The 13,050-nt window shown below is 63.8% G+C and carries 14 protein-coding genes; 3 read left to right on the top strand and 11 right to left on the bottom strand.

Annotation, left to right across the window (positions count from 1 at the left end; translation table 11 throughout):
* Positions 1-19: 19 nt before the first annotated feature.
* Genes miaB through dapF form a run of 3 tightly spaced genes read left to right on the top strand, consistent with a single transcriptional unit; the run spans position 20 to position 3,412 of the window.
* Positions 20-1,537 (top strand): tRNA (N6-isopentenyl adenosine(37)-C2)-methylthiotransferase MiaB, encoded by a 1,518-nt coding sequence (gene miaB, locus FEF27_RS07660; protein ID WP_138170266.1) that lies wholly within the window; start codon positions 20-22, stop codon positions 1,535-1,537.
* Positions 1,524-2,459, top strand: a complete 936-nt coding sequence (gene miaA / locus FEF27_RS07655; protein WP_243729147.1) for a tRNA (adenosine(37)-N6)-dimethylallyltransferase MiaA — start codon at positions 1,524-1,526, stop codon at positions 2,457-2,459. Before miaB ends, miaA begins: the two co-directional genes overlap by 14 nt.
* 8 nt (positions 2,460-2,467) lie before the next feature.
* Complete coding sequence (gene dapF / locus FEF27_RS07650; protein ID WP_138170265.1) at positions 2,468-3,412, top strand: diaminopimelate epimerase; 945 nt, start codon at positions 2,468-2,470, stop codon at positions 3,410-3,412.
* Here the strand turns inward: dapF and FEF27_RS07645 are convergent.
* The 11 genes from FEF27_RS07645 to FEF27_RS07595 all read right to left on the bottom strand — a co-directional run bounded on the left by FEF27_RS07645 (position 3,401) and on the right by FEF27_RS07595 (position 12,486).
* Positions 3,401-4,597 (bottom strand): Fic family protein, encoded by a 1,197-nt coding sequence (locus FEF27_RS07645; protein WP_138170264.1) that lies wholly within the window; start codon positions 4,595-4,597, stop codon positions 3,401-3,403. The genes dapF and FEF27_RS07645 overlap by 12 nt on opposite strands.
* A gap of 161 nt (positions 4,598-4,758) precedes the next feature.
* The gene (locus FEF27_RS07640) at positions 4,759-6,168 is read right to left on the bottom strand and encodes a folylpolyglutamate synthase/dihydrofolate synthase family protein (RefSeq protein WP_138170263.1); all 1,410 of its coding nucleotides are present in this window, start codon (positions 6,166-6,168) and stop codon (positions 4,759-4,761) included.
* Positions 6,169-6,200: 32 nt separating this feature from the next.
* Positions 6,201-6,824 carry a class I SAM-dependent methyltransferase gene (locus tag FEF27_RS07635; RefSeq protein WP_138170262.1) on the bottom strand — a complete coding sequence of 208 codons (624 nt, stop codon included), beginning with the start codon at positions 6,822-6,824 and terminating at the stop codon, positions 6,201-6,203.
* Positions 6,825-7,092: 268 nt separating this feature from the next.
* Positions 7,093-7,428: a hypothetical protein gene (locus tag FEF27_RS07630; RefSeq protein WP_138170261.1), complete on the bottom strand. Its 336-nt coding sequence runs from the start codon at positions 7,426-7,428 to the stop codon at positions 7,093-7,095.
* The gene (locus FEF27_RS07625) at positions 7,428-7,751 is read right to left on the bottom strand and encodes a hypothetical protein (RefSeq protein ID WP_138170260.1); all 324 of its coding nucleotides are present in this window, start codon (positions 7,749-7,751) and stop codon (positions 7,428-7,430) included. Before FEF27_RS07625 ends, FEF27_RS07630 begins: the two co-directional genes overlap by 1 nt.
* A gap of 2 nt (positions 7,752-7,753) precedes the next feature.
* Positions 7,754-8,593: a phage major capsid protein gene (locus tag FEF27_RS07620; RefSeq protein WP_138170259.1), complete on the bottom strand. Its 840-nt coding sequence runs from the start codon at positions 8,591-8,593 to the stop codon at positions 7,754-7,756.
* A gap of 138 nt (positions 8,594-8,731) precedes the next feature.
* On the bottom strand, positions 8,732-8,926 hold the full coding sequence (locus FEF27_RS07615; RefSeq protein ID WP_138170258.1) for a hypothetical protein: 195 nt from the start codon (positions 8,924-8,926) through the stop codon (positions 8,732-8,734).
* Positions 8,926-9,348: a hypothetical protein gene (locus tag FEF27_RS07610; RefSeq protein ID WP_138170257.1), complete on the bottom strand. Its 423-nt coding sequence runs from the start codon at positions 9,346-9,348 to the stop codon at positions 8,926-8,928. The genes FEF27_RS07615 and FEF27_RS07610 overlap by 1 nt, the downstream gene beginning before the upstream one ends.
* The gene (locus FEF27_RS07605; RefSeq protein ID WP_138170256.1) at positions 9,345-9,887 is read right to left on the bottom strand and encodes a hypothetical protein; all 543 of its coding nucleotides are present in this window, start codon (positions 9,885-9,887) and stop codon (positions 9,345-9,347) included. The genes FEF27_RS07610 and FEF27_RS07605 overlap by 4 nt, the downstream gene beginning before the upstream one ends.
* The gene (locus FEF27_RS07600; RefSeq protein WP_138170255.1) at positions 9,884-11,188 is read right to left on the bottom strand and encodes a phage portal protein; all 1,305 of its coding nucleotides are present in this window, start codon (positions 11,186-11,188) and stop codon (positions 9,884-9,886) included. The genes FEF27_RS07605 and FEF27_RS07600 overlap by 4 nt, the downstream gene beginning before the upstream one ends.
* Positions 11,185-12,486: a terminase TerL endonuclease subunit gene (locus tag FEF27_RS07595; RefSeq protein ID WP_208009730.1), complete on the bottom strand. Its 1,302-nt coding sequence runs from the start codon at positions 12,484-12,486 to the stop codon at positions 11,185-11,187. Before FEF27_RS07595 ends, FEF27_RS07600 begins: the two co-directional genes overlap by 4 nt.
* Positions 12,487-13,050: the final 564 nt, after the last annotated feature.

Raw genomic sequence — 13,050 nt, 5'->3', positions numbered from 1 at the left:
CCGAGACCCTTGAGCTGAGATGACTGAAGCACTTCTGGACCGTTCCGCACCCGCCGTCGCGCCGCGCACCTACCAGGTGCGCACATTCGGCTGCCAGATGAACGTCCATGACTCCGAGCGCATCTCCGGGCTCTTGGAGGAGGCCGGCTATGCCGCGGCGGAGGAGGGAGCCACGCCGGACCTGGTGGTCTTCAACACGTGTGCAGTGCGGGAGAACGCGGACAACCGGCTCTACGGGAACCTCGGCCAGCTCAAACCGCTGAAAGAAAAGCACGGGATGCAGATCGCGGTGGGCGGCTGCCTGGCGCAGAAGGACCAGGATGCGGTACTGAAGCGCGCACCCTACGTCGACGTGGTCTTCGGCACCCACAACATCGGGTCGCTGCCGACCCTGCTGGAACGCTCCCGGCACAACCAGGAAGCCAGCATCGAGATCCTGGAGTCGCTGGAGACCTTTCCCTCCACGCTGCCCACCAAGCGCGAGTCCGTCCATTCCGGCTGGGTGTCCATCTCCGTAGGGTGCAACAACACCTGCACTTTCTGCATCGTTCCCTCCCTGCGCGGGAAAGAACGCGACCGCCGCCCCGGCGATGTCCTCGCCGAGGTTCAGGCCCTGGTCCACGATGGCGCGGTCGAGGTCACACTGCTGGGCCAGAACGTCAACACCTATGGGGTGGAGTTCGGAGACCGGGCCGCATTCGCCAAGCTGCTGCGGGCCTGCGGGGAGATCCGCGGCCTGGAGCGGGTGCGCTTCACCTCTCCGCACCCGGCCAGCTTCACCGATGATGTGATCGACGCGATGGCCGAGACCCCGAATGTGATGCCGCAGCTGCACATGCCGCTGCAGTCCGGCTCGGACCGGATCCTCAAAGCGATGCGGCGGTCCTACCGGGGCAAGAAGTTCCTCGGGATCCTCGACAAGGTCCGGGAGCGGATGCCGCAGGCTGCGGTGACCACCGACATCATCGTCGGCTTCCCCGGTGAGACCGAGGAGGATTTTGACGACACCATGCGGGTGGTCGAGGCCTCGCGCTTTGCCAGCGCCTATACCTTCCAGTACTCGCCCCGCCCCGGCACTCCCGCCGCTGAGATGGCGGACCAGATCCCCAAAGAGGTCGTCCAACAGCGGTTCGTCCGGCTCCTGGAGCTGCAGGACCGCATCACCGCGGAGGAGAACGCCGCACTGGAGGGCACGGTCCAGGAACTGCTGGTCACTGCCGACACCGGCTCCAAGGGCCACGAGACCGGTCGGCTCTCCGGACGAGCGCCGGACAACCGGTTGGTGCACTTCAGCGTCCCCGAGGGCGCACCCGCTCCACGCCCCGGAGACTTTGTGACTGTGCCCATCACCAAGGCAGCCAGCTTCCACCTGCTTTCCGACCCCGCCCCAGCCGACTACACCCTCCGTCGCTCCGCCGCCGGGGATGCCTGGGACCGGTGGCAGGCCGACTCCTGCGGAGTCGGGACCACCCAAGTCGACCCTGAAACGGCCGGCACGGTCTCCCTAGGGATGCCGGCACTGCGTGTCGGCCGCTGACCCGGTGCCGCAAACTCCGCTGATCGCCGTGGTGGGTCCTACCGCCTCGGGGAAGACGGGCCTGAGCCTGGAACTTGCTCGCCGGCTGCGCGGGGAGATCATCAACGCCGACTCCATGCAGCTCTACCGCGGAATGAACATCGGCACCGCCAAGGTCACCCCCGAAGAAGCTAGCGGCATCCCGCACCACATGATCAATCTGCTCGATGTGTCGGAGGAGGCCTCTGTGGCCGACTACCAGGCCCAGGCGCGCGCAGTCATCGCCGATATCCGCCGGCGCGGCAGCACCCCCATCCTGGTCGGCGGCTCAGGTCTCTACGTCCGAGCAGCGCTGGACGTCATCGAATTCCCGCCCACCGATCCCCAGCTGCGCGCCCAGATCCACGATCAGCTGGAGCAGGAGGGGCCCGCCCGGCTCCGCAAGGAGCTGCGCCGCCAAGACCCCGAGACAGCCGCCACCATCAAAGATGACCGGCGTCTGGTCCGGGCCCTCGAGGTCATCCGACTCACCGGACGCACCTTCACCTCATTTATGCCGCAACGGGTCTACGAACCCAGCCTCACCCCGGTGGTGCAGCTGGGCCTGCGCGTGGACCGCGCAGTGCTGCACGAGCGCATCGCCTCCCGCGTGGAGCATATGCGCACCTCCGGACTCCTGGAAGAAGTCCGCGCCCTGGATGCCGCAGGGCTGCGCAGCAGCAAGACCGCCGCAGCCGCCATCGGCTACCGCCAATTCCTGGACGTGCTGGACGGGTTGAAGGAGGAACCGGAAGCGGTTGAAGACACCATTGTCGCCACCCGCCGATTCGCCCGCCGACAGGAGACTTGGTTCCGGGCCGACCCCCGCATCACCTGGCTGCCGGCACCGGATGCGCAGCTTGCCGAGCACGCGATGGAAGCAATCCGCGCCCAGGCTGGTTGAATACCGGTATGCGCTTCACCAAAGCCCAGGCCACCGGCAATGACTTCGTGATGGTCTCCGACCCGGAGGCAACCCTCGACCTCAGCGCCAGCACCGTCGCCTGGCTCTGCGACCGCCACTTCGGCATCGGCGCTGACGGACTGATCCGCGCGGTCCCAGCACACAAACTTCCCGACGGCGTCGCAGCTCTCACCGCCGCAGGCCTCACCAGCACCGACCAATCACCGCTGTGGTTCATGGACTACCGCAACGGCGACGGTTCCGATGCCGAAATGTGCGGCAACGGGGTGCGCGCCTTCGCCCACTTCCTGCTCGATGAAGAACTGCTTGAACTCAATGACAGCGAGAGCATCCCGGTGCTGACCCGCGCGGGTCTGCGCACGGTGCGCCGAGTAACCTCGGGGTACGCCGTGGGGATGGGCGTATGGTCTTTCATTGACCCCCAGATGGCCGCCGAATCAGCCTCGGACTCCTTGGTGCGGGCCCGAGGCCTGACCGATCCGCGGCCAGCGCTGAGCATCTCCATGGGGAACCCGCACACCGTGGTTGCCCTGCCTGACGAAGCGGCCCTGCAGAAGCTGGATCTGCACCACGCGCCCACTGTGGACCCCACCCCGCCGCAGGGGACCAATGTGGAATTCGTGGTGCCGGCCGACCCGCTGGTGACCGAGAACCACGGCCGGGTGCGCATGCGCGTGCACGAACGAGGCGTGGGAGAGACTCTTTCCTGCGGCACCGGCACCTGCGCGGCTGCTGCGGCGGTCAGGGTCTGGGCCGGGGCTGACGCGGTGAACACCTGGACGGTGGCCGTCCCCGGAGGGGAGGTGACCGTCCGCTTCATCGCACGTACCGACGGGGCTGAGGACGTGGAGCTCGCCGGTCCGGCAGAGCTGGTCTACTCCGGGGACATCAGCCTTCCACGATGCCCTGCCCAGCTCGCATCACACGCCTGAACGTCGGCCGGCTCGCTCAGCGAACGCGTCGACTGCGGCCAGGACTTCATCACTTCGCCAGAATGGTCCGAGCTTGTGCTCCGCCTTGGATTTCACGATGCCTGCGTCGACAAGCGCTTTCATCGGCGGATAAACGTTGGGCTGCTTGACCCCAAGCTCTTCAGCAGCGGCAGCGCTGTTGAGCACGGGACAACGGGCGAGGACATCGAGGAGCTTCCACGCGTTGGAGTGTCGTCGTGCGCTCAGGCGTTGATCCCAGCTCTGGCGAATCTGATCGATCTCCTCAACGAGCTGACGAGCATTGTGAACTGCGCGCAGCGAGGCATCAGCGAAGGCGTGGATGATGGGGGCGACCTCCCCGTTGCGGTAAGCGTCCAGTGCCGTGTGATAGCCCTCGATATCGCTCAGCAGTCCCGCTGAGACTGGCACTGCCACATTGCGGGTCACTCCGCGGTGGCGCAGCATCGCTTGGCTCAAAGCACGGCCGACACGCCCGTTGCCGTCGCTGAAAGGGTGGATAGTCTCGAACTGCGCGTGCCCGACTGCCACGGAGATGAGAGGCGGCACGGTGAGGTCGTTGACGAACTCAGCGAGATCAGCCATCAGCTCGGCGATGTGCTTCTGGTGCGGGGCGACGTAGGTCGCGCCCACCGGTGAGTCCGAGCGGACACCGATCCACACAGGCTCTTCGCGCCATCGTCCGGGGGTGTGGCGGGGTTGAGACTCCATGAGTACGGCGTGAAGTCGCTTCACTGATTCCACCGAGAGTTCGGTGGCCAAGTCCAGGGCAGCCCGCATGGCGTAGGTGTTTGCAGCGATTTGATCAGCGTTGTGGCTTCGGTGTAGCCCGAGTTCCGCGCTAAGGATCGCTCTGGCCGAGGCGGTGAGGTTCTCGATCTGGGAGGACGACGACGCCTCAGATCGCAGTAGCACTGGTGCGAACGCTGCGACTCGGGATCCCAGCTCAGCGTCAAAACGGGTGAGTTCTGTCTCTGCGGTCTCTGCGGCCTGCCGGGCCTCAGGACTCACCGACGGTGAGATTCCGGCAATCTTGGGCACCACAGCGGACTTGTAGCTGGTCCCGGCTGCATCGAACTCAGCGCGTGGACCCCAGGAAGCGTGAGAGGCGGGGATCCAGCGGTGGGTTTCATATTCCAGCGAGGGCCACTCGACGCGCGAACTCATAAGAACACCCCTCATTTTTATGGCTTAAGTGAGTATCTCATAAAATAACAGGTGGGGAGTTATGGATTCCGGGCGTTTCGCCGGTGACGCCAGTCGCAGCGAACACTCCATTACTCGCACTCCATATGACTTGCGTTCGGGAGGCATGCAGGGCACGACCTCTAATTTTGGCAATTGAACAGCTGCTGGGCCTGCGCGCCGAGACTGCGCAGGACCAGCGAGGTGAACAGCACTGTGCCCACTGCCAGCGAGTCACGCTCACGCAGCAGGCTCAGCAGCTGCTCCGAGGCCGCCGCCAGGTGCACCGCCTCACCGCCGACGTCCCCGAGGGTGATCCAGTCCCACTCCGGACCTGCCGGCCAGGCCGATCGGTCCGGAGTGCCGGTGTAAGCCCCGGGCAGCTCCACGAACACTTTGCGTCCGGGCCGGTCCTTCAACTCCTGAAGAAACCCGGGGAGATCCTTCCCCGGCGGCAGCGAGACCAGCACTTGGGCCGGCTCGGCCAGAGCAGACTCCGCAAAGTCCAGCGCAGCACGCAGCCCGGATTGAGAGACTGCCGAGTCCACCACACAGCGCCGGGGAGCAGCCTGGTCCATGGAGGCCGCCGGCGGCACCTGGTGGACGGAGAGGCGGCCGGGATAGTGCACCGACTGGGCCGCGGCCCCCAGCTGAGGGAGGTCCTGCGCCGGCAGACGCACATCCTCCCCGGCTGCGTAGAGTCCAGCCAGCACCCCGGCGGCAGCATTGCCCCGGGCGAAGCCCTCCGGCAGGTGGCTCACCACCTGCGGCAGCCAGGTTCCGGCAGTCCCTGAGGCGCTCAGCAGTTCGGCACCATGCCGCCGGCACCGCTGCTCAATGATGGCCTGGACTTCCGCGGACTGCGGACAGCAGACCACCCGGCGGGTCGAGGCGGTGATCACCGCAGACTTGTCCCGGGCGACATCCTCCACGGTCGGTCCCAGCAGATCCAGATGCTCACCGAAGATGCTGGTCACCACCACCGTCTCCAGCGGCCAGTGGGAGAGATCGTCGGAGGCCCCACCGATGCCCGCTTCAGCCACCACAAGATCAGCGCCGACCCTCTCCGCGATGAGAAATCCCATGAGCAGAAACAGGCCGGTAGGCGCCAGGTAACCGGATACATCCGTGGGCGCAGGCAGTTGCTGGCGCGCGTGGTCCAGCGCCTGAAGTGACTCGCCCCTGAGGTCCTTCCCGGCGGGGACCCCATTGATCCGGATCCGGTCAGCGTTGGAGAGCACCCCCGGGCTCATCACAGTGACCACCCTCATTCCGCGACTGGCCGCCGCCGCCGAAGCGTAGGCGGCTGCAGTGCCCTTCCCTTTGGAGCCGACCACACCGATGATCCGCGGAGTGGCCTTCTCCGGGGTGTAGTCCAGTACCCGCATCAGCGCCCGCATTCGCGGCAGCGACCGATTCGCCTTCCGGCGCAGGGCGCGCCACTCGGAAAACACCACCTGTTCCTCCAGCTCCGGCAAGGACTGGCGGGTCTGCGGGGGCTGCTCGTCCGCCCGGGGCACCGAGCCGAGGCGGGCGGCGTCGTGCGTTGTCACTGGCCTGTTCTCTGTCACTGGGCTGTTCTCCGTCACTGATCTGGCCGGCGGCGGATGCGCAGGATCCGGAAGCCTTTCACGCTGGCCACACGGTCCACCGAGAAGTCTTCACTGACCGCTGCGAGCATCGACTTCAGCCAGGTGAGCAGGGAATCTGCGCCCAGGTTCTTCTGCACCACCAGGTGGGCCTCGCCGCCGGCCTCCAGCCGAGGCAGCCACAGCTGAAGCAGCTGGTGCAGTGCGGGCTTACCAATCCGGATAGGAGGGTTGGACCAGATGGTGTCGAACCGCATCCCAGTGGGCACCTCCTCCGGGGCGCAGACGGTGACGTTGTCTAGACCCAGCGCTGTGGCATTCTCGGCAGCCAGCGTGCGAGCCCGTTCATTGACGTCCACCGCCCACACGTGGGCCTGTGGTGCCAGCTTCGCCTGGGTCAGCGCAATGGGCCCCCAACCGCAGCCGATGTCCAGCAGGTTCCCGGTCTGCGCCGGGGCAGGAACCTCCCGGAGGAGGGTCTCGGTGCCCTTGTCGATGCCGTCGGGGGAGAAGATGCCCCCGGCAGTGAGCGCGGTGAACCGCTGCCCCGCCAAGGTCACCTCCACCCGGCGACGCTCGAACGGGCCGGTGGGGGAGTCAAAATAGTGCGCAGAATTCATCACTTGCTAGACTACTATGCACCCGCCTATGAGCGTGTATGGAGACTGCCTACTTCCGCATGATTCCGGGGTTTTTCTCTCCGACGATGACCGGCAGATTACGGGCTCACACGCATTTCGTGTTGGGTTTTTGTTGGGGTGTGTTGGGCAAAACTGTACCCCTGGCCTTACGGGAGCCGCTTGCAAGTCGGGTGCCGTCTCAGTCAGGGGTACAGTCCGCATATTCAGTTCTTCCACCAATCGGCCCTCCGGGACCACTTCAATTGTATCAGCCGCTAACCCGTTCTGATGTGAATTCATAATGACTTATTCTGCCGCGTATCATCTGCGGCTGAATGCGGCCGTCAACGCGGATTGTCTTCCCTCTCCAGGTCACTTCATCTACGCCGGTCGGGTCGAAGCCATGCGGTGCTTTGAGCATCACACGGTACCGGGAGATGAGCTGCCCTGAGTTTGCGTCGTCCCCGTCAGCAGTGCGCGCCGGGTCCACTTGAGCCGGGAGCACCTTAGTGGTGGGCGGGGTAGTTATCGGCATTCCAAGATCGTCGTATTCGCCTGTTTCTCCACCGGGGATATGGACGGTCACACGGTCATGCAGCAGCATCACTTCGCTCTTTTCCGGTAGCGATTGAGCACGAACGTCTCGGCCAGCGTCCACCCTCTAAATGCGCCTGAGACGCGCGCGGAACCCGCTGCCCAACTCATCTGCTCAGGGTTGGCTACAAGGCGCGCAGTGGCGGCTACGAGGACGGCGTGAATGTCTTCTGCCACTTGCCCGCCTTGAAAGCCTTTGCCACGGGTGTATGCCTGCGCCATAGCTCGGACGATAGGCGCGTGCTCCTCGGCCAGGGCGACGACGGCGGGATCGTCTCCTTGACCGAGGAACTGCGCGATGTCCTCACCATCGGGCGGGGATACGTAGTCCATTATCAGCCTGCCGGGGTCTCCAGGACCACGACGCCTTCAGGATGCAGAAGACCCAGATCGAACCGTGCGGTAACCCTGATCGCCTGCTGATCGTATTCGGCATAGCGCTGGTCCAGGATTTTGATTTGGGGGTTTGTGTCCCGTGCGACGGCCACCTGTGAGATGTCGGCCAGCAGAGCCTTCCCGGCAGGAACCTTGTTGCTCACGGTCACCGGGACTCCGAAGAGACGATATGTAGCATCGCGGGTCAGATCTGACTCGAGGAGATACCGCTGATTATCATCTTTGAGCTTCCTCACCGTGATGAAGTCGCCGGCGTTGAGGAACCACCGATTAGGGGTGACTTCGGCGGCGGTGGTGACTGCCAGAGCGTCGAGGAAGGTATCAGCGCTGGTGAGGTCCAGCGGTGCGCTCTGTGTACCGGGCTGGTTGAAAATACCGGTCACCGAGTCGCCTGCGCCGTCACCGTTGAGGAAGGAATCGTCCAGCATGGAGCTGACGTCGTTGACCAGTCGTGCGCGAAGTACAGCATCGAGTCCAACCACGGACTGCCGCGCCATCTCGTTGCTGTAGCGGGTGATAATTTTCACGCTCTTGCGTGACTCAGGCATCAACCGGACTTCATCGAACTCAGCTGTGTAATTGTCTGGGATCAGCTCGGATTCGCCTACCCATGCGGGGGTGCCGGAGCCGACCAGTTTAGGGATACGCAGCGGTGACGCGGTGTCGAAAATTCGGGGGCCAGCTGCCAGCACGATTGAAGCGGTCTCAAGCGGCTGGATAAGTAGGGAGCTGACCTGCTCGTGCAGCAGCTCCGGGGCATCAGTGGTGTTTAAAGCCATTGGAATTGTCCTTAGCGGTAGAGGTTGAGGTGTCCAGTTCTGGACGCCTGCTGTTCTGCCTCAGCCCGCCAGGAGCAATAGAGAGGGCCGGACACCAGGCCCGACCCTCCCATTATACCAGCTTATTGAGAACTGTTATCAGTCCAGTTCCGTTGCTGCCAATTTGCGGCGGAACTCCTCCACAATCCTGTCGAGGTGGTCAGAGAGAATTTCGCCGGGGATCACTGGAACGCGCTCGATCCCGTGGCGATCCATCGCGGCGTAAATAGCGTTCAGGGCGTCCAGGACGTCATCACGGGCGGCGGGGTGCAGGTCTTTGATATCGAAGCTCATTAGCTCGCTCCTGCCCGAAGTAGACCGGCGAGGTCAACGTTACCGCCACTGCCACCGCTGGCACCCTGCCCAACGTCGCCACGGGGACGACGCGCGGCCAAGTGAGGCTTGGACCGCAGAAGCTCTCCAATGGCCTCTGAGAGCGATTCTGCGTCCTCCAGGTGCTCTTCGGTGAACTCCAGGTCTGTCGGGTCCGCTAATCGCCCATCAGCAGCGACAAGGGCGGTGTGCAGCCGGTGGGCCAGCTCATCGGAGCGTTGCGCCCGCTGCCTGAACTTGGCGTTCTCATCCCTGAGCTTCTGGACATATTCGCGGGGGAAGGTGTCCTCTTCGGCCTGCTCCTGCTCCTGCTCCGGTTCAGGTGGGACCGAATGTCCCAGGTCCTGCTCTTCGGTGGTCTCGGTGGTCTGTTCTTCGGTCACTGGTCTGCTCCATTCTCTGAGACGGGTACGGCTACGCAGCGACAACCTTTGTGATGCCACTGTTGGTGTGTGGTTGGTAGAACGATGTCGGCCATATCCCGGCAGATTTCGCAGGCGTCGGGTTCCACTTCGCGCCGGTAGAAACTCACTCCCTGGTCAGTCATGGCGCGGTGAGTGGTGCTCTGATAGGCCGCCATGACAATTGCGGCCCCTGCGATCCCCATTGCTGCCACGGGGTCCAGGTCGAAGGATTGAGTGCTGGTCTGCTCGGTGATCGCGTCATAGGCTGCCTCCTCCAGGTCGAACCCCGCGCGCGCCGTTGATGTTGACCTAGGTGTGCCAGTCAGCCGGGACAGCTCCGCAGCGACGGCGAGGACCGCCAGCGACGATGCCGCCGAAGACCTGCGTGCGGCCTCCGTAGTGGCGAGGGCGTGGAACTCCTCCCAATCAAGTTCCCCGGCCTCCAGCCGCCGTGCCAGGGCCTCCAGCCGGCTCCGTGCGGAGTCAGAGAGCCGCGTGAGAGTGTCGTGGATACTCACGACAGCAACGCCTCAAGATCAGTGCCGGCACCGTCGAGGGCTTCAGCGCGGCGTGCGTCACGGATACGCTGGATCTGGTCTTCCGAATAGCCGAGACGTTCCAGCGCTGCCGTGGCCGGAAGCAGACCGGCTTGGAAGAGTTTCACCACTGCATCGGCCTCCTGCGCAACCGAACGGGTAGCCGGGTCAGCCCAGGTGACTGTGATCTCTGCGGCCAGCGGGTCAGTATTGGTGCGGATTGCGTGCGCCAGTCCTGCCACCTTTTCCCAGCTCCTCCCGAAGGTGTGTTGACGTTGCTCCACACGGGCGGTGAGAGAGGCTTCAGCAGCCCTGAGACCGTCGGCATTGGGCGGTTGGTTTGCGACCACGCCGGTATAGTGCGCGGGCAAACTGGAGACCGCCATGATTTGCGAAGTGATGCTGCGAATCGCGGTGTCATAGCTGCCTAGGTCGGACGCCGGCAGTTGTCCGAACTTCGCGGTGTCGCCTTCCGCTATCAACATCCGAGTGGATTCTGGGAATGGGTTTTCCGCGTCGCCGTCTTCGTCTTCCTCAAGCTCGATGCCGGTTGCCCAGCGTCGGGGCCGGGCGAAGTACTCCGAGCCGACCAGCATATCGCTCAGCAGCTTATTGAGAGCGTCTTGCAACGGGATCACGTCCCGAAGCTCACTCACGCCTTCATCCAAGAGCCGGTCTGAATTGCGGAACTCCACCACCGGCACCACTCCCAGCGGGTTGTCGATCGTCTCGGTGATGCGGTACTGACTGCCTGCTGTGGCGTTCTGGGAGTCCGACTTGAACCGGGTGATGGTGTCCGGACCATATAGAACCGCTTCGGAGCCCGTAGCAGTGTTCCAGCGTTTAGCAGCAGCGACGATGGAGCGTGTGCCAGGGTCACGCAGTGCAGTCATCTGGTGTGCGCTCTCAACGCTGATGCTCGGCTGCCCGAAGGCGTCTGCCCATACGATGCAGTAAGCGGTTCCCAGGGTCAGCGCCTCACGGTGCAGAGTGCCGGCAAGCTGGTCAAGATCGTTCCTAGTCCAGTCCTGCCACAGTGCCGGGTCGGGCTGACCGTCGCGGGTGAACCCGGTTATCCGCAGCCGTTCCGAGATGCTGGTCACGGTGAGACGGCAGAAGTTCGATGCCATGCGCCCAAACCTGTTGCCCAGGGCTTCGCGGGCCTCGGGGCTGAGGAATGACAGCGGTGGATTGCCTGCATAGAAGCGATCCAACTGGTCTAGGTGAACCTGCCGTCCGTCGATGGTCTGGATCAGTGATTGAAGGGTATCTGTCTTGCTCATGCTCTAAAGCTCCTTGCTCGGCGTCGTTTTTTCTTCCGGCTTGCTCGCCAGGTGGCGCGGGAGTGCGCCATGATGAGGCACGCGGCTAGGTCAATGCGCCGCTTAGATCCTCGTTTTTCTTTCGCTAGTCGGATTCCACGGGCCTCCTCGATAACGGTGGCGTTAGTGACGTGGCGGGCTAGATCTGGATCGCCTGAATGGGTCAGTTCCCCGGCCAGGATGCTCTCTAAGGTGTCGCGGGTGGCCGGGGTCAGCCGTGACGGTGATTGGTTGAACTCCACAATGGGGATTCCCTCAGATTCGAGGATCTGCATGGACCGGGCGAACCTGAACGGATCACACACAACCTCGATCACCTTCCAGCGACGGCACGCTGCCCTGATCGCGTCCTCAACTTCGTGAATCGGGATTCGGTATTCCTCTTGCCCGTCCGGGGGCTCCCACAGATCCACCTTGTCCACGTGAGGAGTCTTGGAGACGGTCGCCACCAGCAGCGCCGTGGCGTCGCCTGAATAGGAACCGTCCAGGCTCACGATGACCTCGGTGCCGTCCTCTATCAGCTCGCCAGTATTCGCGGACTCCCAAAGACCCTGTGGCAGGAAACTTGAATCGTCGTGTTCTACCCATTGCGCTAGGCGTGCGCGGCGGAACTCCGATTCCCTCGAACGCGGGGGCAACGCGGCCCGCATATGGTCCTCAGAGACCAGATCACCGAGCCCAGGGTTCGCAGCAGCCCAGCAGTGACGGCAGTCCACCGGGTGGGCAATGTCGCCGCCGAACTCCACCAGCTTGAAGTCTTCGGCATCGTTCGCCCTGCCCTCTAAAACGAGATCCAGCATCGGTGAGGCTTCCCGCCAGGACGGTGGCGAGGGTGTACCGATTGCCAGCAGTTGAGACTCAGCCCGCTTACCAGTGGAGTGCAGCAGAGCCTCATATGCTTCCCGGCGCATGACTCCCAGCTCGTCGGCAATGGCCAAACTGGCGTCCTCACCCTCGATACGGTGAGCCTCACCAGGCAGGGCCACAATCACAGAATTAGTCGGGGCGTACTCGATCCGGTCACGAAACACTCGGCACCGGGACGACAGTTCATCGTCCAGTTCCACCATGCGCGCCGCCGTCGCCAGCAACCGGCCAGCACTGCGCTCATCCTGCGCAACGATCACAGCCCGTGCGCCCTCGATGCCGGACATGATGACGTGATGCAGCGCCAAGGCCGCCACCAGTGTGGACTTGCCGTTCCCGCGTGCGATTACCCATAGCGCGATCTTCGGGCGATCCTCCAGCAGTGAGGCCACTAATTGACGTTGCCAATCGCGGACCTCGAACGGTTTACGCGCCCCGGCACCCTTCGGCGTCTTGACATATTTCTTGCAGAACAGGGCGAACTGGTCAGCGCCCTGAGATCGAGGTTTCCACGGCAGTGGAGATTCGTCTCTACGCCCCTTCGGACCCGCTGCCACCACCAGAATCACCCCCTATTGAGAATGTATTGCAGTAAGTAATCGGCTCTTGGCCTACCGGCCCGGCCTGATCTGCGGGTCCGCTGTACCCCCGTCCCCCTGGTGCCCGTGCATCGCCGCGTGCGCGGTTGCAGTCACCGCAGACGACGCCGCCGGTGTGCTCAAGTCGGATCGGCTTACGTTGGCGCCACCGCTCCCACGTCAGCGGGGTGTGGTCGAGCTGTAGATCCTCCTCGGAACCGCAGTCGGAACAGAACGGCTGAATCCTCCGAGCCTTACGGGAGAGGCGAGCCCACCTAGCGTCGTATCCCTGCGCTGTGCGGTCTCCAGGCTTGCGTTCACCTCGTTGAGCTTTGCGAACTTCTGGAAAATGTTCGTCACAATAACTTCGTTGACAAA

Origin of the sequence: Nesterenkonia sphaerica (assembly GCF_005771565.1) — a bacterium.
Classification (GTDB): Bacteria; Actinomycetota; Actinomycetes; order Actinomycetales; family Micrococcaceae; genus Nesterenkonia; species Nesterenkonia sphaerica.
Note: the sequence above shows the minus strand (reverse complement) of the source record. Positions and strands in the feature narration are given on the sequence as shown.